This is a genomic window from Bacillus sp. IBL03825 (assembly GCF_024712505.1).
Classification (GTDB): domain Bacteria; phylum Bacillota; class Bacilli; order Bacillales; family Bacillaceae_G; genus Bacillus_A; species Bacillus_A wiedmannii.
The window spans coordinates 2,046,388-2,064,601 of the sequence record NZ_JAMXKE010000001.1 but is presented as its reverse complement, the minus strand read 5'-3'; the positions used below and the strand labels follow the sequence as shown (position 1 = coordinate 2,064,601).

21 protein-coding genes and 2 pseudogenes are annotated in these 18,214 nt (G+C 34.5%); 4 read left to right on the top strand and 19 right to left on the bottom strand.

What is annotated here, in order from left to right; all coding sequences use genetic code 11:
• The first annotated feature begins 11 nt into the window (after positions 1-11).
• Positions 12-650, top strand: a complete 639-nt coding sequence (locus tag NHG49_RS10740) for a zinc dependent phospholipase C family protein (protein ID WP_061672518.1) — start codon at positions 12-14, stop codon at positions 648-650.
• Positions 651-694: 44 nt separating this feature from the next.
• On the opposite strand, the gene NHG49_RS10735 is transcribed toward NHG49_RS10740, so the two are convergent.
• The 6 genes from NHG49_RS10735 to NHG49_RS10710 all read right to left on the bottom strand — a co-directional run bounded on the left by NHG49_RS10735 (position 695) and on the right by NHG49_RS10710 (position 6,410).
• Positions 695-1,078, bottom strand: coding sequence for a VOC family protein (locus NHG49_RS10735; RefSeq protein ID WP_064056645.1), 384 nt, complete (start codon positions 1,076-1,078; stop codon positions 695-697).
• 70 nt (positions 1,079-1,148) lie between these two features.
• A complete protein-coding gene (locus NHG49_RS10730; RefSeq protein WP_154131260.1) occupies positions 1,149-1,943 on the bottom strand; it encodes a sugar phosphate isomerase/epimerase family protein in 795 nt (264 codons plus the stop codon).
• A 196-nt stretch (positions 1,944-2,139) separates the two neighbouring features.
• Entirely contained in the window at positions 2,140-3,309 is a 1,170-nt protein-coding gene (locus NHG49_RS10725) for a DEAD/DEAH box helicase (RefSeq protein ID WP_000588609.1), read from the bottom strand.
• 19 nt (positions 3,310-3,328) lie between these two features.
• A complete protein-coding gene (locus NHG49_RS10720) occupies positions 3,329-3,856 on the bottom strand; it encodes a hypothetical protein (protein ID WP_000460226.1) in 528 nt (175 codons plus the stop codon).
• Between the two features lie 90 nt (positions 3,857-3,946).
• Positions 3,947-5,635 carry a formate--tetrahydrofolate ligase gene (locus tag NHG49_RS10715; protein WP_046953671.1) on the bottom strand — a complete coding sequence of 563 codons (1,689 nt, stop codon included), beginning with the start codon at positions 5,633-5,635 and terminating at the stop codon, positions 3,947-3,949.
• Positions 5,636-5,729: 94 nt separating this feature from the next.
• Positions 5,730-6,410, bottom strand: coding sequence for a class I SAM-dependent methyltransferase (locus tag NHG49_RS10710; RefSeq protein WP_064473988.1), 681 nt, complete (start codon positions 6,408-6,410; stop codon positions 5,730-5,732).
• 204 nt (positions 6,411-6,614) lie between these two features.
• Between NHG49_RS10710 and NHG49_RS10705 the strand changes: the two genes are divergently transcribed.
• Positions 6,615-6,953 (top strand): hypothetical protein, encoded by a 339-nt coding sequence (locus tag NHG49_RS10705; protein ID WP_001253201.1) that lies wholly within the window; start codon positions 6,615-6,617, stop codon positions 6,951-6,953.
• Between the two features lie 30 nt (positions 6,954-6,983).
• Here the strand turns inward: NHG49_RS10705 and NHG49_RS10700 are convergent, their stop codons facing one another.
• The 9 genes and pseudogenes from NHG49_RS10700 to NHG49_RS10660 all read right to left on the bottom strand — a co-directional run bounded on the left by NHG49_RS10700 (position 6,984) and on the right by NHG49_RS10660 (position 11,628).
• Complete coding sequence (locus tag NHG49_RS10700) at positions 6,984-7,196, bottom strand: hypothetical protein (RefSeq protein ID WP_000798747.1); 213 nt, start codon at positions 7,194-7,196, stop codon at positions 6,984-6,986.
• A 69-nt stretch (positions 7,197-7,265) separates the two neighbouring features.
• The gene (locus NHG49_RS10695; protein ID WP_048540982.1) at positions 7,266-7,586 is read right to left on the bottom strand and encodes a hypothetical protein; all 321 of its coding nucleotides are present in this window, start codon (positions 7,584-7,586) and stop codon (positions 7,266-7,268) included.
• A 51-nt stretch (positions 7,587-7,637) separates the two neighbouring features.
• Complete coding sequence (locus tag NHG49_RS10690; protein ID WP_064473989.1) at positions 7,638-8,414, bottom strand: hypothetical protein; 777 nt, start codon at positions 8,412-8,414, stop codon at positions 7,638-7,640.
• A gap of 160 nt (positions 8,415-8,574) precedes the next feature.
• Entirely contained in the window at positions 8,575-9,000 is a 426-nt protein-coding gene (gene ytfJ, locus NHG49_RS10685; protein WP_000349987.1) for a GerW family sporulation protein, read from the bottom strand.
• 203 nt (positions 9,001-9,203) lie between these two features.
• Positions 9,204-9,632 carry a GNAT family N-acetyltransferase gene (locus NHG49_RS10680; protein WP_088046617.1) on the bottom strand — a complete coding sequence of 143 codons (429 nt, stop codon included), beginning with the start codon at positions 9,630-9,632 and terminating at the stop codon, positions 9,204-9,206.
• Positions 9,629-10,000: pseudogene (locus NHG49_RS10675) on the bottom strand (cupin). The gene NHG49_RS10680 and the pseudogene NHG49_RS10675 overlap by 4 nt, the downstream one beginning before the upstream one ends.
• A gap of 12 nt (positions 10,001-10,012) precedes the next feature.
• A complete protein-coding gene (locus tag NHG49_RS10670; protein WP_064473991.1) occupies positions 10,013-10,498 on the bottom strand; it encodes a GNAT family N-acetyltransferase in 486 nt (161 codons plus the stop codon).
• Positions 10,495-11,055, bottom strand: coding sequence for a 2'-5' RNA ligase family protein (locus tag NHG49_RS10665; protein ID WP_064473992.1), 561 nt, complete (start codon positions 11,053-11,055; stop codon positions 10,495-10,497). The genes NHG49_RS10670 and NHG49_RS10665 overlap by 4 nt, the downstream gene beginning before the upstream one ends.
• A 6-nt stretch (positions 11,056-11,061) precedes the next feature.
• A complete protein-coding gene (locus tag NHG49_RS10660) occupies positions 11,062-11,628 on the bottom strand; it encodes a GNAT family N-acetyltransferase (RefSeq protein WP_258125922.1) in 567 nt (188 codons plus the stop codon).
• Positions 11,629-11,764: 136 nt separating this feature from the next.
• On the opposite strand from NHG49_RS10660, the gene NHG49_RS10655 reads away from it, so the two are divergent.
• Positions 11,765-12,391, top strand: coding sequence for a DUF1648 domain-containing protein (locus NHG49_RS10655; RefSeq protein ID WP_103654992.1), 627 nt, complete (start codon positions 11,765-11,767; stop codon positions 12,389-12,391).
• Positions 12,392-12,417: 26 nt separating this feature from the next.
• Here NHG49_RS10655 and NHG49_RS10650 read toward each other — a convergent pair.
• Positions 12,418-13,522 (bottom strand): annotated as a pseudogene (locus NHG49_RS10650) (metallophosphoesterase).
• A gap of 147 nt (positions 13,523-13,669) precedes the next feature.
• A complete protein-coding gene (locus tag NHG49_RS10645) occupies positions 13,670-14,092 on the bottom strand; it encodes a GNAT family N-acetyltransferase (protein WP_258125920.1) in 423 nt (140 codons plus the stop codon).
• A 130-nt stretch (positions 14,093-14,222) separates the two neighbouring features.
• Here NHG49_RS10645 and pdxR point away from each other — a divergent pair, with 130 nt between their 5' ends.
• Complete coding sequence (gene pdxR / locus NHG49_RS10640; protein WP_064473996.1) at positions 14,223-15,623, top strand: MocR-like pyridoxine biosynthesis transcription factor PdxR; 1,401 nt, start codon at positions 14,223-14,225, stop codon at positions 15,621-15,623.
• 46 nt (positions 15,624-15,669) lie between these two features.
• Here the strand turns inward: pdxR and NHG49_RS10635 are convergent, their stop codons facing one another.
• Both NHG49_RS10635 and NHG49_RS10630 read right to left on the bottom strand, forming a co-directional pair.
• Positions 15,670-16,515, bottom strand: coding sequence for a YitT family protein (locus NHG49_RS10635; protein ID WP_000831975.1), 846 nt, complete (start codon positions 16,513-16,515; stop codon positions 15,670-15,672).
• Between the two features lie 169 nt (positions 16,516-16,684).
• Positions 16,685-17,893 carry a macrolide family glycosyltransferase gene (locus NHG49_RS10630; protein WP_064473997.1) on the bottom strand — a complete coding sequence of 403 codons (1,209 nt, stop codon included), beginning with the start codon at positions 17,891-17,893 and terminating at the stop codon, positions 16,685-16,687.
• Positions 17,894-18,214: the final 321 nt, after the last annotated feature.

Here is an 18,214-nt window from a genome sequence, read left to right as displayed (position 1 = left end):
AGGTGTCATTCATGGGATCACGAATTATGCATGCTATTATCGCTAACAGGATTGCCGAGAAATTATCTATTCAAGATAAAACTTCTTTCATACTTGGAGGTGTGGCCCCTGATGCGGTTCATTCAGCAGAAGAAAAAGGAACTTCACACTTTTACGCTGGCACAACGAAAAACTATACGAGAAGGATAGATTTCAATTCTTTTTTTCAAAAATATAAAGCTCATATGGATTCCCCTTTTCTTCTTGGCTATTACACCCATCTCATTGCCGATGACAATTGGCTAAGTGGCTTTTTTCTACCATGGCTAAAAAATAGAATAGAAAATGACGAAACGATCGCTCCTATGTACTATAACGATTTTAAATTGTTAAATGCAAAGTTGCTTCATCATTACGATACAGAACAGCAGCTCTTCTCTCTTCTCAACCAAGAGGCTCACATTGTGGATATTGAAGAAGTTTCTAAAGAAAACATATTAGCTTTTCGGAAGTATCTTTTTGAAGATATGTTGTATCCGGAGCAACATTTGCATGAAGACTTACAAGTATTTACGTTTAATCAAATCATTGGTTATATTGAGACAGCTATTGAAAAAGGCGTATTTTATATTAATCAACTCTCTAATGAAAAATCCACTTCAAACATGTAATCCCCCTCAATATATTTGAGGGGGATTTTCACATAGCAATATTATTATTTGTTCTTTTCCATAACCGCAAAATAATTGCCTTCACTATCAGCAAAGTTAAATACTTTACCAGAAGGCATAGTTACCATTTCACCAACAGTAACATTTTTATTTTTTAAATCTGTATATAATTGATCAAGATTTTCTGAGAAGAACATTAAAGATGGTGTACCAAGATTTAATTCTGGGCTCATCTTAGAAATAACTTCTTTGTTATGTAGTATGATACTCGTTTCTGCACCGTTAGTCGGAGCGATTTCAATCCATCTCATTCCTTGCTTGTTATCTTCCTCTGCAACTACATGAAACCCTACCTTTTCCGTCCAAAAATTTACTGCCTCATCTTGATTATTTACATACAACATAATTTGTCCAACTTTATGGATCATTTCATTTCCCCCTAATGGTTTTTATATTCTATGTAGGTTTCTACAAGTGCTACCGTTATTCCTTTTGAATTTATATGTACTTCTTTGCAAAATTTATCGACTGACTCATCCCATCCAATTCGTCAAAGTAATCATTTCTTTCAATCATGTTATATCCGTCGAATCTAATTTCATCTAATACCTTGAAGAATATATCGAAATCCACTTCACCATTTCCTGCTGCTACTTCTATATACTTACTCGAACTATCACTTTTTACTTCTTTACAATCTTTAATATGAGTTTGTACTATATAATCTTTTAATAGTAATAAACCTTCTATCGGATTTTCATTTACATTACTTATTAAATTTGCTGGGTCAAAGTTAACCGCTAGTCCTTTTGAATTTATATTTTCTAAAAATCTTTTTAACACTATCGCTTTTTCAGAACCAGTCTCAATTGCGAAAATCCCTCCAAATTTGAGTGCTAATTCCCCTATCTCATAACAAACTCGTTCCATTTTATTATAATACTCACTTTTTTCATCATCTGGAATTCCCCCGATATGAGCTGTTATTATCTTTGCTCCTAGCTCCAAACCTCTGTCAGTAATGTATTTAAACTGATCTATTTCACTGTCAACTTCCGTTCCCACAATTCCATTTTCTCCAAAGCTAATTGCTAATGATGGAACCTTTATTCCATTAAAAGATAAGCTTTTCTTTAAAGTATTCCATTCTACCCTTGGAATATTAGCTAAGTTGAAGTTCTTATTCATAGCATATAATTGAATACATTCTACATTCCATTCTCTCGCCTTATTTATTCCTTCATTTACTTCAATATGTTTCGTATTTAAAAACATTCCTAATTTCCTATCCATATATGTACCTTCTTTTTATTATTTCGCATCAGTTTAATATTCGACTCTCTTTATATTACTTCCTTGTACAAAACTAAATGAGAAATAATTTACCTTTATCGATATTTCTTATAATATAGGTACATTTAAATTCCCTTTGTTATTGAATTACAAACAAAAAAGACGTAACTACAAATAGTTACGTCTCCCAAATTATTTATCTAGGTTTTTTCTTCCCAGTAAATGCCGGTTTCTTTTTCTTTGGTGCTTTCGGTTTCGTTTCTACAAATGATCCGTTGAACATTTCTTGCTTCGTAAACACGATACCTAATTTTTTTGCAAATTGAAGTAATTTACGCTCTTCTTGTTGTGTTACAAGAGAAACGACAGTTCCTTCTTTCCCCATACGTCCTGTACGTCCTGAGCGGTGAATATATTGGTCTACTGTGTCTGGTAACTCCAAGTGGATTACATGTGTTAAATCATCGATATCTATTCCACGTGCTGCAATATCAGTAGCAAGTAGAATTTCTAATTTCCCGCTGCGGAAAGCACGCATCGTTGCTTCACGCTCTTGCTTACTTGCCTCTGAATGAAGAGCTGCTGCTTTCATTTTACGGAATTGCAATTTCTGAGTAATTTCATCTAAACGGAATGGGTCATTTAAGAAAGCAACAGCTTTTACATCGCCCATATGCATAATTCTTCTTACGTAATCATTTTTTTCGCGTCGCTCACAAATGATATACGTATGCTCAACTAGGCTTTTTGACTCTGCACGTGTTATACGTACTAATTGTGGTTCAACTGCTAAATCACGTGCAGCATCTTCTGCCGCTTTTGTAATTGTCGCCGAGAAGAATACTAATTGACGATCTCGCATTGTAGATTTAATTACATCTTGTACTGCGCCCATCATCTTTTGTTTTACAATTTGATCAAACTCATCAAATACAATCGTTTTTACTTCATGCATCTTTAGCTTTTTCATTCGAATTAATTCTAAAATACGTCCTGGTGAACCGACAATTACTCTCGGGTGTTTCTTTAATTTTTCAACTTGGCGCTTAATATCTGCACCACCAATTAAAGATGCCCCTGAAATTTCAGTCCCTGCTGTAAACTTTTGAACCTCTTCGTGAATTTGCATGACAAGCTCACGTGTTGGCGCTAAAACAACAACTTGTGGTTGTTTTACTTCAGGATTGATTTTATGTAAAAGGGGTAATAAGTACGCTAATGTTTTTCCTGTTCCAGTTGGAGATTCAGCTATAACGTCTTGTCCTTCTAAAATAGTTGGAATCGCTTGTTTTTGAATTTCAGTTAATTCTTTAAAACCAGCCTTCTCCCAAGCTTGTTGTAAAAATGGTTGCATATCTTTTATCATTTGTTTTTCTCCTTTATCTCTATTTTTGAAGAAAATGTTGTATTGTTCGCACCGTTTCTATCATGTGTGAAATAACAGCTATTAAATCATCAACATGGTCTTCTGTAATCGCTTTTTGAAATAGAACCTCTACCTTATTATGATATGAAATCGCTTGCTTATTATATTCGTATGAAATTTTCTGCGTAATCATTCTTTCTTTTCCCCATATAGAATGCATGAAAGTTTCAATTTCTTCACACACTACCTCTGGCTTTTCTATCGGGAATGAAAATGCTAACTTCATTTCACAACCTGGTGTAAATTGTGGTACTTCCAATATTTCACCAGACAAGTTCTTTGCATCTACAGATAGTGAAAATGTTGCTTTTACTACCGGTTCGAACGGTTCTGTTAATTGAAATGAAATATGGTATATACGACTTAATGAGGCAAGGTCCATCATATCTTTTCGATCTGTTACAAGAATATCTCCATGTAAATCAAAATCATAAACAGCACCTTCTACGATTACTTTTAAATTATCAAAAGCAGTTGGATCAAACATAATTTCCTCCAAAAAACAGGCGCCTTTCGATGGAAAGGCGCCACTTGATGTATATATAGTTTACAGATAAACGAGATGAATTACAACCTTTTAGAATAAACCTACTGCTTTTCCATCTTCATTTACATCCATTTGTAGTGCTGCTGGCTGTTTTGGAAGGCCTGGCATTGTTAACATTGTTCCTGTTAACGCAACGATAAACCCTGCACCAATAGATGGTTTTAGCTCACGAATTGTAACGATAAAGTCAGATGGACGACCTAATTTTGTTGCATCGTCAGAAAGAGAGTATTGTGTTTTAGCCATACAAATTGGTAGGTTACTCCATCCTTCTCCTTCATATTGAGCTAATTGCTTACGTGCTTTCGGAGCAAACTCAATATCTTTTGCACCGTACACCTTTTGAGCAATTGTACGAATTTTTTCTTCTAATGGTAATTCTAATTCATAAAGTGGTGCGTAGTTGTTCTCACCTTTTTCGATTTCTTTTAATACTTTTTCAGCAAGGTCAACTCCGCCTTGGCCACCTTTCTCCCAAACTTCCGTTAAGGATACTGCATAACCACGCTCATTGCACCACTCTTGTAAGTATGCAACTTCTGCATCTGTATCTGTAATAAATTTATTAATTGCAATTACGAAAGGTACACCGAAGCTTTGAATTGTTTCAACATGCTTCTGTAAGTTTTCCATACCTTTTGCTAATGCGTCTACATTTTCTTCTTTTAATTGATCTTTTGCTACGCCGCCATGCATTTTAAGCGCACGGATCGTCGCAACAATAACAACTGCTTCTGGTTTAATGCCAGCTGCACGAGCTTTAATATCTAAAAACTTCTCTGCACCTAAATCAGCACCAAATCCAGCTTCTGTAATAACATAATCACCTAATTTTGCGGCCATTGTTGTAGCGATAACACTGTTACAACCGTGAGCGATATTCGCAAATGGTCCACCGTGAATGATAGCTGGTGTATTTTCTAACGTTTGCACTAAGTTTGGTTTTAATGCGTCTTTTAATAATAATGTTAACGCACCTTCTACACCTAAATCTTTAACCGTTACAGGTTGATTTGCAAAGTTATAAGCAACTACGATGCGAGATAGACGCGCTTTTAAATCTTGAATATCTGTTGCAAGGCAGAATACGGCCATAATTTCAGATGCCACTGTAATATCGAAACCGTCTTCACGTGGTACACCTTGAACTGGTCCACCAAGACCAATTACTACGTTACGTAGGGCACGATCATTTAAGTCAACACAGCGTTTCCAAACGATTTTACGCGTATCAATCCCAAGTGTGTTTCCTTGTTGGATATGATTATCAATAAACGCCGCTAACGCGTTATTAGCAGTTGTGATCGCATGAATATCTCCAGTAAAGTGAAGGTTAATGTCTTCCATAGGTACAACCTGTGAAAAACCACCACCTGCTGCTCCGCCTTTTAGTCCCATCGTTGGTCCAAGAGATGGTTCGCGAAGTGCAATTACTGTTTTCTTACCAATTTTATTAAAAGCTTGACCTAAACCAACTGTTACTGTTGATTTACCTTCTCCAGCTGGAGTTGGGTTAATCGCTGTTACTAAAACAACTTTACCGTCTTTCTCATCCTGTAAGCGCTTAAAAATGTCAAGAGATAACTTACCTTTATAATGTCCGTATGGCTCTAATTCATCTTCTAAAATATTTAATTCAGCTGCAATTTCTTGAATCTTCTTCATACTCGCTTCTTGTGCGATTTCAATGTCGGATTTAACTGTTGTAGTAGTTGTCATATACCCTAGTCCCCCTTTAATTGGTTCTGATGATATTGTATCAGTTTTTTGTATTTTCTGCACTTATTTACCTCCTAAAAATTCTTTCATTTCTTTATACGTTTTTTAACATAAATACCCATAAGAATGTTAACGATTGTTGTAACTCGATAGGTAGTTGACCTAGCATCTTCTCATTTACTCCGCGCTTATATACACCGATGCCATCTACAACTTCAAAACCTTGTTCTTTCGCTAACTGTTCAAACTCCCAAGGCATCATCGTATTACAAACAACGTCTTTGCCATATAAACGAGGATAACTGTTCTCTCGAGGCTTTGCTGTCGGTCCTAAAATTGCAATACATGCATACCCATCTCTTTTTAAAACGCGCTTTATCTCATTTAATGCCCGTAATGGCTCCTCGGTCCATTCTAAAGAATTAATTGCCATAATTGATTCAAATTGCTCATTTTCAAATGGTAAGTAAGAAAGATCCCCTTTTATAAAAGATAAATTCGGTCCTTCTCCACGCTCCTTCCCTTTTTGAATCATCACTTCTGATAAATCTACTCCAACTGCTTTATAGCCCGCGCGACTTAATTTATATGTACCGTATCCATCACCACAACCAACATCGAGCACTTGAGCTTCTTTTTTCACGTATTTTTCAAAAAATGGAATAATTGTACTCCTACTCCCGCTGTCCCACATCTCTTGACTATTTTGAGTCCAAAATTCTGCACTACTATCCCATTTTTTCTCTGCTGATTCATGCCAATTAAATTTCGTCATACATTCCCCTGCCTTCACGTTTTATCACTCATTTCATTCTACATCATTTTCCAAAATTCCTGTTTATCTTCACTAGGAGATGTACAAGCTAATAATGGAATCTTTATTCTCCAATTTTTGCTTTACTTGGGTTTAACTCATACTCATGTTCTTCTCTTTATGTAAGATACTATAGGTACACCCAATTGAAAGAGAGGGATGTACATGCGAAGAAAGAGAAATCATCATTTTAAAAGTGGTGAAAAAAACGAAGAGTATGCAGCTGAAATATCACCAGCTGGCATACCAATTAGACATAAGCGTAAAGAAATTGCAAATGAAATAGAAGGTACAAATACCGGTGCAATGGTAGGCTATGTCGCTTTATTTCTTTCGCTTTTCTCAATTGCATTTTATCCGGTTACACTCGGCTCTCTTGCGATTTTAGTCGGCTTATTAGCTGTCAATTTCGGCGCAAGAACACTTGGATATACAGCAATTGGTTTTGGTAGTTTTTCTGTTTTATTTACTTTACTCTATCCGCTTGCTTTGTCAGCGTTTTAAAAAAAACACACCAAGTTATACTTGGTGTGTTCATTCGTGGTACAACATAATATGACCGCATCCACAACAATGTTTCGCTGTAATTTCTTGAAACACTGGATAATTCTCTTCATCCCGATGCTCAATAAACACCTTTTCAAATCGATACATATTTGGTGCATATGCCCAATCTTGTTTCGTCCGTGCATACAAAGTTGAGGAAAAAAACTCCTCACCACCGCAAACGATACATGTATTCTTCATCACTACCCCTCCTATGCTTGTCTTACTTCATCTATATGAACATAAGCATAAAAAAAAGACCTTCTATTACTAGAAAGTCTTCTCTGAAACAAAAAGAAATGTACCAAACATTCCTACTCCGCTATATTCTTTCGTAACACCAGCTTCTGTTTTAAATGTTTGCTTTGCAGTCATAAAGAATACACCATTTCGTGCATCTGTACTTTCAAATTGTAATTTTTCTTTTTTACCATCTACATTTTGTGTGCATTCAAAACTACTCTCATCACATTTCAATGCATACTTATCCTCTACATATACTTTAAAATCCGATTCTTTCGGACAAGTAATAAGTAAAATCGCTACGAGAATAATACTTACAATACCCACAATTGTATAATATTTCTTCATTTGTACTCCTTTCAAATGACAAGAAAACTTGACTTCATGCGCCAAGTTTTCTTAGTCCACAACCCATTGCCATTCTTGTTCTTTCTTATCAAAAATGAGCCAACCTGTCTCTGTTGCTTCTGCTTTCAATTCATCAATATTATCTAGTACCTCATCCGTGCTTTCATACGAACCAACTACATATACCGGAATTTCAAGACCTCTTCTTGACTCAATTTTCCCTGCTAGATCAATATAAAGACCATCCTCCATTAATGGAAGAAGCCCCATGATCACTTCTTTCGAAATTGCTGGGAAAATTTTTGATTTTTGGAACAAAGAAAAACGTTTCTTACCGAAAGCACCGAGTTTATAAGGAATGACTTTACTTAACATCCCTACAAAGTCAGCAATTCTACGATAATACACTTTGTTGTACCATCCATCATCATGTGAAAAATAAACAAATCTATTTTTCAATAGCGGAAAGAATGTTCTTGCAAGTGGTTCTTTTTTGTGAGCCAAATATAAAAGCTCTGCAATTTCTTTTGGCTCTAATTCATCTAAATCGCTTGCATCATCAAAATCTACCCAACAAAATTCATCAAATTCATCAATCTCTGCTTGAATTAGCTTATGTATATTTTCTTCCTCAACATATTCAAATAAAGTATGATAATGAAAATCTGTCCATTCAAAGTTATGCTTCAAAAGCAACACTTGATGAAGCGGTGAAGGGATGTTACTTGCAAACTCTTTAAACGTAATTCCTGATGTAATAAAACAATGACCCCGACGATTACCATTAATATATATCATATTCTTTACTTGGTCAGATCCTCCAGACAAAGCACCTAGCCACCTTCGTTTTATATGTTTCAATTCTATAGCATATTTTAACATGAAAAATTTTAGAAACATAGAAAAAAATTCAAAAACTATTTACAATTTCATGTGTTTTATTACATAGTGATTACAAGAAAAAACACCTGCTCGTGAGCAGGCGTTTTTAAAGGATTTCATCTGGGTTTTGAGGGTGATGATTTCCCTCTTTCTTTTCATCTTTTTGGAACATCGATTGAATTTTATCAATTGTTTGTGGAGCTAATTCAATCATTTTTTCTGCTAAATGTGTCGCATTTTGTAGATGCAGAATATTTACTCCATCTTTATTCACTACAAGAAATGCTACTGGTGTAATAGAAACACCACCCGCGCTACCGCCACCAAATGCAGGGTTACCGTTCGCTCTTTGTCCATCATTCGTTTGGAAATCAGAACCTCCTGCTCCAAACCCGAACGCTACTTTAGAAACCGTTAACACCACACCACCGTCAGCCGTTTGAACAGGCTCTCCAACAATCGTATTTACATCGACCATTTCTTTTAAATTTTCCATTGCCGCTTTCATTAACCCTTGAATTGGATGATCCACCGTTCATAACCTCCTTTGTCATATCTTTCCTAGTTTTTCCGAAAGTTTGTGAACTAAACATAAAATTTTATATTGATTTCAAAAATATTTTTATAATCTCATCAAAAACAAAAAAATGCCCTTGAATTGTATGGATGTCTCTAACAATTCAAGGGCACTTCACATTAAATAACCTTTTTTATTTATTCTCCTACTTAATGTTCTCACTTCAAAGTCATAATTACCTGTCTTTCAACAAAACCAAACTCTTCGTACATCTCTTTCGCAAAATTCCCAGCAAATACATTCAAACGAATTTCTGAAAACGTCTCCTTCAACTCCTTAATACCAGCTTCCATCAGTTCTCTCGACAGTCCTTTCCCGCGATATTCTGGAAAAACGTATAGCTCATATATAAATCCAAGTTTTTCACGAGAAAAATAGTCTGCATTTTCCCCTATTAATATCCACCCCATTACTTTCTTTTCTTCTTTAACGACTAAATAATATGCTCCCTTTTCTACAATCGGCCTTGTAATTTCAATTGCTTTCTCTGTACTTAACTGACAATTTCCCCTCGTTCCTTCAAAAAGCGATTGAGCTGCATATTGTATTATTTCGTCCGTTTCTTCCCGATTCGCCTTTTCTATCATTTTTCACAACTCTCCTCTTTAATAGGCATTAATATTGCTCGTTCAAGTTCCTCCGACTCAATCACAATTGCCATCAATCCCTGTTCCGTACTCGTTTCATGAGATTCGTCCTTCTCCCAAAACACAGCTTGTCCCGCTTCCACCTTCACTTTTTCTTTATCTGCTCCGCATACATATCCTTCTCCGTCCACAATAAGAAGCAGCTGTGATACAACTGCTTCATGATATCCAATTATTCCATTCTCTCGTAAATGCATAGCACCAATATGTACATTTCCTTTATGGTTTAATATTTTTGACATTATGAAATTAGATTAAAATGCTGAGATTTTCTTTCCCACTTTTTCACTAAAATCAAAAATTTTCATTACTAGTCCTCCCTATACGTATAAAACCATCCTTACTGTCTGCATCATATGTCCTTCAAAATCTTCTTCAAATTCCTCTAATTGAGCAAAACCTTTCGCTTCATAAAAACGTTTTCCTTTTTCATTCGCTGCTTCTACATGAATGTATAGTTTCCGAATTCCTTTTAATTCCGTTAACCCTTTTTGTAATAAAGCACTTCCTACCCCTTTCCCTTGCTGATCTGGTAACAAATAAATCGCTCCTAATTCTGCTTCGTTTTGCAATCTAACGGGTGAAAAATTCGCAAAGCCAATTACTTCTCCCTCTTCTTCCGCAACGAATAAATGTGTATTTTCAAGACGATATTTCATTTTTTCATCAGAATAAGCCTCATCTAAGAAACTGTCTTGAATCTTTCTCGGAATAATGTCTTCGTATGTATCATGCCAAGCTATTTTCGCTACTGATTGTACAGCGTGAATGTCTTCTTGCTTCATTTCTCTAATTACATATGTCATCTCGTTGTCTCCATTCTCTTAAAATTATATTCTGCTAATATACTAGAAGAAATGGCAGAACCATTTTCATAATTTACTTTAATTAATTTTAATTTCTCAATGGAAGCTGTTGCATGATCAAATTTTTCATAAATATATTCCATTGCAATTAAAAACTGATTTACATGTAACTTATTTGCAATTGTACAATGTGGAACCCATTTTCCTGGCACATAATATGAATTTAAATTATCATGAAAAATTTTAAAATTATCATGATAAGAATGATGAAGTTTTAACAATTCATCTGTAATGGTCGGTGCTAAAAAGACCGTTCCGTTAGTAGGAAAAATTCCAACAGAAGGAAAAGTTACCTCAGCCATATTCTCTTGAACAGCTACAAACACCTCTAATTTCTCCTTATATAAATGAACGTCTAACTCATGGTAATCAGCTAATGTAATATGAGGTTCTACTCCTGCTAATTGATTCGTGCCAATGATATTTGTTATTTCATTTTGCAATTCTATAATTTTATTAGTAAACACACGATCAAATGTAGCAATAATAGCGTACATACTTCCTCACCCCTTCGTTACATATAGCGCTTCCCATTCTTCACGAATCATACCCATTCTAATAGAATCATAGTATGTTCCGTTATAATAACGGCATTTGCGCATTCTACCTTCTAATGTCATTCCTATTTTCTCCGCTACTTTCATCATTCGTTTATTACCAGACCAAGTCATGATTCCTACCCTACCAATTTCCATCTTTTCAAATATTAAATCTCGATATAACGTTAACGCTTCTGTACCGTAGCCACCATTCCAGTAATTTGGATTATAAATAACAAGCCCCATCTCCAACCAACGCGTCAGTTTATGCTCCCAATAAAACCCGATTGTCCCTATAATTTGGCCGTTATTTTCTATAATTAATTTAGATAGAGGTTCTTCTTTTAAACGAGTTTGCATCTTTTCTTTATAAGACGGGTATTCTTGCATTGAAAACGGAAAATACGGTGCATCCCATTTTTTCCATTCTGGATTTTCTTCTTTAAATACGAGACTCCATAATGTTTTTATATCTGATTCTTCAATTGTACGAATTGTAACTTTATCCCTTTTTACTATTACGTTTTGCATAATTTCCTCCTACACCCCTCTTTATTTCATATATAATTATAATGTTTTTTCAGAAAAATCAAAACAAATATCAATTATTATATTGTATAATTTTGTTATAAGATACCAATTATTCATGTAGAAAGCTGGTGATTCAATGAATAATCGATGTAGTATTGCCTTATTTCTCACTATTATTACGACAAATATTATTCTCTATTTCATCTTACCTTCAAGTATTGTTACGAAATGGGACTTCAATGGAACGCCTACATCAACAATGGATAAAAGCACTTTTGTTATCGTAAATATAATTATATGTTCCTTCTTATTCTTTTTATTTTTAGCTTTATCTAAAGCAGCGAGTAACCAGAAATCTCTCCTTTGGATCGGCAACACAATTTTACTATTTTTATTTTTTGTCGATATTGTCATCGCTCTCATTGCTCTTGGCTTCACACTCCCTCTTGATCATTTAATATTTTTAGCATTAGGGCTTTTATTTATATTAATAGGCTATTTCAGTTCCAAAATTGATATGAATAAATCAACAGTTTCATTGGAATGGAATGATAAGCACCTTGAAAAAAGAGCTTCAAATATTTGTAGTATTTCAATGATGATAGCGGGTATTTTTCTAGCGGGTCTTCCATTTATCATTCCTGCTCCGTATAGAGGTTATGCTATACTCACAATTATTTTAGGGATGACGATTGTCATTTTACCGAGTACGATTTACTTACTTATGAAAGACAGTAAGCAATCTACTCATTTAAAAAGATAATAAAAAAACAGGAGGCTCCATACCTCCTATTTCATCTTTTCTATATCAACTAAAATACCTTTCTCTATCCAGCCTTCTACTCCATCTCTTTTAATTAAATTATATCCTGAGCAGCTATTATCAACGAGAGACACAATGTCCCCTTTTCTTACACTTATTTGTGCACAAGAAATATCGGTTTTCACTGTGTATTCACCTGAATCAAGTTGTCTAATATATTCATTTTTCACAGAGAGTAATTTATTCGTTTCTTTTTGCTTACATATCGTATAATCTTTCATCTTCTCCATAGGCTCTATGTAATAATACGGATATTTCACCCCGCCCTGCATTGATGTGTTCGCATTAAAATCCGCTATCACTTCAAACTCTGGAAAATAGTCTACATATGTATAAGAAAACGTATCACCTGCTCTTGTCCTTTGAATGATAAATGCGTTTAATTGTCCTGCTTCTTTAATCGCATTTCCACCGTCAATTGCAATAATCTTTTTCTCCTCATCAATAACTGGATTGTTAGACGGTGCCTTGTCTGAATAATTTACAACAGGCCAATGACCGACAACTACATACTTATTTGCTCTATGTGATTTATTGAAAAACTCTGGCATTGCTATCGCATTTTTGCGCTCTGTTTCTTTCCAATCTTCTTTATCATCAAGGCCAGCATGTACAAAAATATAATCTTCTGTTTCAATCGCTGTTGGTAATTCTGTTAGCCACTTTATTTCTTTTGAAAAATGACCCATCAATATGTTTTTCACTTCACAAATATCACTTTCTTCATTAACGGTAACACTCAATTCCGCTAGCCATTCATTAAAAATTGTATTCTTTCGCGTACATAAATAATTTATTAGCGCGGGATTTTCATTTACAAGTGCTTCAACTACAACTTCACAATTCCCTTCAATTACATAAACGTTTGGCATGCTAACTAATAGATCCATCACATAGTTTACGACGCCAATGCTATTTCTTCCTTTCTCACAAAGATCACCATTAATAATCCTCATCTTTAAAATTAACTTTATGTAGTAGTTCCTTAAAAAGATTTAATTCTCCATGAATATCAGAAATAATGATGACTCTTCCATCATTTGGTATAGATAATTTCTTTATTTTTTCCAAGTATAAACGCTCCTAACATTCTCTAAATTCAATATCCCCTTGTTATTTTCTAATATTCAACAAATTATATTACTGGACCTGTTACTAGCTCAAATCCAGAAAAGAAAATAGGTTCCATATATTTTCAAACACGGAACCTACTTAATATTATAGCCCTTTATAAAAAGAATAGCTTACCTTATCATAGCCCTCTCTTTCATAAAAACGATGTGCATCCATTCTTTGAAATGCAGATGTAAGAACGATAGAGCTGCACCCTTTTTCTTTCCCCCATTTTTCTACATATGACAGTAGAACTTTACCATATCCTTTTGATCTGTGTGCTTCCGCAGTTACAAGGTCATACACGAAAACATGTTTCTCATTATAAAAATTCGTACAAATCGCTACACCAGCTAGACTAACTGCTTCATCCTCTTCATTACGTAGCGAAAATAGTTTATAATTCTCTTCTTTCATTTTTTGAAACAAAGAACTTGCTTCTTCTCTTGAAAGTTTCGTTCGTAACTGCTGTAATACGGGAAATACATCATGTAAATCCGCTTCTGTTACTACTTCTCTAATATTCATTTTGATTCTCCCCTTACTATTTATAAAATTTTCTAAATGTTATATCATCATTATAGAAAGCCACTGCCCTTAGCTTAAGTGACAGTTTTATTCTTTTTTATAAGGCCAGTATGAAAAGGAGCGTCCACGAATGGATCTGACTATCCCATTAGTATTACAAAGTAAAACACCCCTTTACTTACAAATTTATGAATATATGAAACGAGAAATCTCTCATGGGTCACTATGTGCCGGTACACGCCTTCCTTCTCACAGAAATTTAGCTATGCAACTTAATGTGAGCCGTATTACAGTGGAATCCGCTTATCAACAATTACTAGCTGAAGGGTATGTAGAAAGCAAACCGAAACGTGGGATTTTTGTTGCAGAAGTTGATATTGATGTCATTCAAAAGAAACAGCAAATTGCGTCAAACAGTGCTAACAATAAAAAAGACGAACAATATGATTATGATTGTAGTCAAGGACTTATTGATCAAAAAGCTTTTCCAATAACAAACTGGAAAAGAGCAATACACGAAACTTTATTTCAGTATGAAAATGAATTATTTGCTAAGGAAGATCCACAAGGTGAGCTCGTTCTACGAGAACATATTTCAAAGTATTTATATCATGCTCGCGGGGTACATTCTTCACCTGATCAAATTATTATTGGAGCAGGTACGCAGCCTCTTCTTTGGCTACTACTTCAACTACTTGGTTCAAAAAAGGAATTCGGAATCGAAAACCCTGGATTTCACCGTATTCCTGCTATGATTCAAAGTTCTGGTCTTACCGTTCACCCCATCCCTTTAGATAATAAAGGGATTCATATTTCCGCTTTACGTGAATCGGGTTGCAATGTAGCGTATGTCACTCCATCTCACCAATTTCCACTTGGAATCATTATGCCGTTATCTAGAAGACTCGAGTTATTAAAATGGGCGAATGATTGTAAGGGCTATATTATTGAAGATGATTACGACGGGGAATTCCGTTATATAGGAAAACCTATTCCTTCTTTACAAGGACTAGATGCAAATGAACGCGTTATTTATATGGGAACTTTCTCGAAATCTTTTTTACCTTCTTTACGAATGGGATATATTGTTTTACCACCTCATCTGTTAAGAGCCTATGAAGAGCTTGGTGGTATGTTTAAACAAACAGTTTCTACGCTGCAACAACTTACCTTTGCCACCTTTATTCAAAATGGTGATTGGGAACGTCATATTAACCGCAGTCGGACGTTATATAAAAGAAAACATATTTCTTTAATTAAATCTATTACAAACGAGATGGGAAATAACGTTCATATACTCGGTGAACAATCCGGACTTCATATTGTACTTCACGTTCATAACGGAATGAATGAACAAGAACTTATTCATGCAGCCGCAAAAGAACGTATTAAGTTATACCCTCTCTCCACATACGATTCTGTTCATAATGTAATGGATGAGTCGTATGTATTGCTCGGTTTTGGCAGTATTCCAGAGAATTGTATCGAAACTGTAGTTCAATTACTGAAAAAGGCCTGGTTCCCTAAATAAGAATAGCTCCACGCAAGTTATACTTACGTGGAGCTATTTTCATTCACTATTTTTCTGATCTCGCTGCCCTTCCCGGACGTTTGACACCAGTTGTTTCTGTTGAATAGGAAGCTTCAATGATAGCAGTTGGATCTACAGAGAGAACGAGATCTTTCATTTTTGGATAAATGAAACGGTTTGTAATACAATAAATGATTCTCTTATGTTCTCCTAAAAAACCACCTTCTCCATGTAGATACGTAACGGATAATTGCAATTCTTTCATAAGCAGATCGCCTATTTCTTTATTTTTACCAGAAATAATCATGACGCTCTTTCCTTGATTAATACCATCTAATATGAAATCAATCATCTTCGTAACAATATAGAAAATTGCTAATGAGAACATCGCTTGTTCGATTGAAAATAAAATCGCTACAAATGTGAAAATAACTGCATTTACAGCAAGTAAAAATGTACTAATCGGTACTTTAAAGTGTTTGTTCATCCAAACCGCTAACATTTCTGATCCATCTATTGCTCCACCCATTTTAACAACAATCCCAACGCCTATTCCAAACAGTACGCCACCATAAAGTACAATTAATAGTTCAGAAGTCGTAATCGCTGGAAATGGTTTTAAATAGATTAATCCGAGTGTTGTAACTACATTTGCATAAGATGTACGGATGAAGAACTTCTTCCCCATTACTTTTGCGGTAAATAGCAGGATAGGAATATTAAGTCCTAAAAACACTCCGTAAAGCGGTAATCCAGCAACTTTATTTGCCATAATAGCAATGGCCGTTACCCCGCCATCTACTAATCCATTAGGTGCTAAAATAAGCTCTAATGAACCCGCTACAATAATCGATCCAATTGTTAATAATACGTATTCAAATACTCTTTTCATTCATTACCCCCAAAACTTATGTATTTTCTTAGTATTATTTTAACGTAATTTTACTACTGATTCAAAGATATGAGTTTATATACACAAAAGTTTCACCTTTACAGTGATTTTTTATGTAATTTATTTATAGAAACACACTTACATATTACAGTAAGTGTGCTCCAAACATTTATTTAAGTTTTGAGTATGAATTCATTTTCATTTTTAATATTTCATCAACTGCCCTATTATACCCACCAGCATTTCGAAGTGACTCTCCAACTTTACGACTATTTTCTTTAAACGTTACATCATCCATTACTTTCTCTACAGTCTCACGTAACAATTCAGAACTTAATTCTTTACGATTAATCCTTATTCCAGCCCCTACTTCAGTCACTCGTTGCGCAACTAAAGGCTGATCTCCTGTTACAGGAATTACAACTAACGGGACACCGTAATATAGTGCTTCACTCGAACTATTCATACCACCATGTGTCACGAATACATCAGCATGCTGTAATATTTCTAATTGCGGTACGTAATTATACAACTTAAAGTTATTCGGAATGTTTTCAAATTGATTTATATTTATCCTCTTACCAACTACTAATACGACTGTCGCTTCTACATCTTTAAACGCTTCAAAACATTTTTCATATAGTTCAGGTTGTTCATTAAAAACTGTTCCCATAGAAATGAAAATCAATTTTTCATCTTTTAAATCTTCCATAGAAAAGCTGTCTACTTCTTTTCGAGTAGCAATTGATGGGCCGACAAACTTATACGATTCATCGAATACATCTGAACGCGGCTGGTATTCTTTTGAAGTATATACGATAGTAATATCACCAGGATGATTCATAATATCATACATACTATTACATTTCATTCCATACTGCCTATTCCATTTTTCCATTCCCGCTAAACAAGATTGATATAATGGATTCGTTTCATCTACTTGTCTTGATTCTTGTTCATCATTAAAAGTAATGTACTGATTAAAAGCAAATGTTGTACAAGAAGAAACGCTAGGTAATTTTAAAACATTGGCTATAATACTTCCTACGGGAAAATGATTATCGTATATCAAGTAATCGTACTTTTCTCCTTTTGTTTCTTCTACAATTTGAGTCACAATACGCTCTGATGCCTCAATCATATGAGATAGCATCGTCAAAGGACTCCCACCTTCATTTACTCGTTCCATAATATTAATTTGAGAGAGGAAATTCTCAAACACTCGGAATTCTGCACCTGTTGCTTCAATCTTCTTTCTATAATCTTCAATACAATACGAAACAACTGTCTCCCCTCGCCGAATTAACTCACTTACAATAGCTAAAGTCGGATTTATATGACCTTCTCCAGGGAAATTTATTACGAGTACATTTGCCATCATATTCTCTCCTATCTAATATTATTAATAATTAATTATATTAATTAATTTAAAACTATTATAAAGGAATCTATTCTATTTCTTCACATTTTTCTCTTCATTTTATTATTGAGAAATATTTTTCATAACCAACATTATAATTCTTATAAAAGAGCGCTTAACTCTTCATTTACTGAAAATAAGAGATTTACATTCGGGTGTTTTTACAGATTTATCATCAGAAATATTATTTTGATAATTCATACAAAAGTAGAAAAATATAATTTCCACACTGATTTCTCACTATAAATTTATTTAAGTTCTATGTTGTCCCTATCATTA

Excerpts from the sequence above, each read along its gene's own strand:
- NHG49_RS10740 (WP_061672518.1), top strand. The coding sequence starts at position 12 with ATGGGATCACGAATTATGCATGCTATTATCGCTAACAGGATTGCCGAG.
- NHG49_RS10735 (WP_064056645.1), bottom strand. The coding sequence starts at position 1,078 with ATGATCCATAAAGTTGGACAAATTATGTTGTATGTAAATAATCAAGAT.
- NHG49_RS10730 (WP_154131260.1), bottom strand. The coding sequence starts at position 1,943 with ATGGATAGGAAATTAGGAATGTTTTTAAATACGAAACATATTGAAGTA.
- NHG49_RS10725 (WP_000588609.1), bottom strand. The coding sequence starts at position 3,309 with ATGATAAAAGATATGCAACCATTTTTACAACAAGCTTGGGAGAAGGCT.
- NHG49_RS10720 (WP_000460226.1), bottom strand. The coding sequence starts at position 3,856 with ATGTTTGATCCAACTGCTTTTGATAATTTAAAAGTAATCGTAGAAGGT.
- NHG49_RS10715 (WP_046953671.1), bottom strand. The coding sequence starts at position 5,635 with ATGACAACTACTACAACAGTTAAATCCGACATTGAAATCGCACAAGAA.
- NHG49_RS10710 (WP_064473988.1), bottom strand. The coding sequence starts at position 6,410 with ATGACGAAATTTAATTGGCATGAATCAGCAGAGAAAAAATGGGATAGT.
- NHG49_RS10705 (WP_001253201.1), top strand. The coding sequence starts at position 6,615 with ATGCGAAGAAAGAGAAATCATCATTTTAAAAGTGGTGAAAAAAACGAA.
- NHG49_RS10700 (WP_000798747.1), bottom strand. The coding sequence starts at position 7,196 with ATGAAGAATACATGTATCGTTTGCGGTGGTGAGGAGTTTTTTTCCTCA.
- NHG49_RS10695 (WP_048540982.1), bottom strand. The coding sequence starts at position 7,586 with ATGAAGAAATATTATACAATTGTGGGTATTGTAAGTATTATTCTCGTA.
- NHG49_RS10680 (WP_088046617.1), bottom strand. The coding sequence starts at position 9,632 with ATGATAGAAAAGGCGAATCGGGAAGAAACGGACGAAATAATACAATAT.
- NHG49_RS10670 (WP_064473991.1), bottom strand. The coding sequence starts at position 10,498 with ATGACATATGTAATTAGAGAAATGAAGCAAGAAGACATTCACGCTGTA.
- NHG49_RS10665 (WP_064473992.1), bottom strand. The coding sequence starts at position 11,055 with ATGTACGCTATTATTGCTACATTTGATCGTGTGTTTACTAATAAAATT.
- NHG49_RS10660 (WP_258125922.1), bottom strand. The coding sequence starts at position 11,628 with ATGCAAAACGTAATAGTAAAAAGGGATAAAGTTACAATTCGTACAATT.
- NHG49_RS10655 (WP_103654992.1), top strand. The coding sequence starts at position 11,765 with ATGAATAATCGATGTAGTATTGCCTTATTTCTCACTATTATTACGACA.
- NHG49_RS10645 (WP_258125920.1), bottom strand. The coding sequence starts at position 14,092 with ATGAATATTAGAGAAGTAGTAACAGAAGCGGATTTACATGATGTATTT.
- pdxR (WP_064473996.1), top strand. The coding sequence starts at position 14,223 with ATGGATCTGACTATCCCATTAGTATTACAAAGTAAAACACCCCTTTAC.
- NHG49_RS10635 (WP_000831975.1), bottom strand. The coding sequence starts at position 16,515 with ATGAAAAGAGTATTTGAATACGTATTATTAACAATTGGATCGATTATT.
- NHG49_RS10630 (WP_064473997.1), bottom strand. The coding sequence starts at position 17,893 with ATGGCAAATGTACTCGTAATAAATTTCCCTGGAGAAGGTCATATAAAT.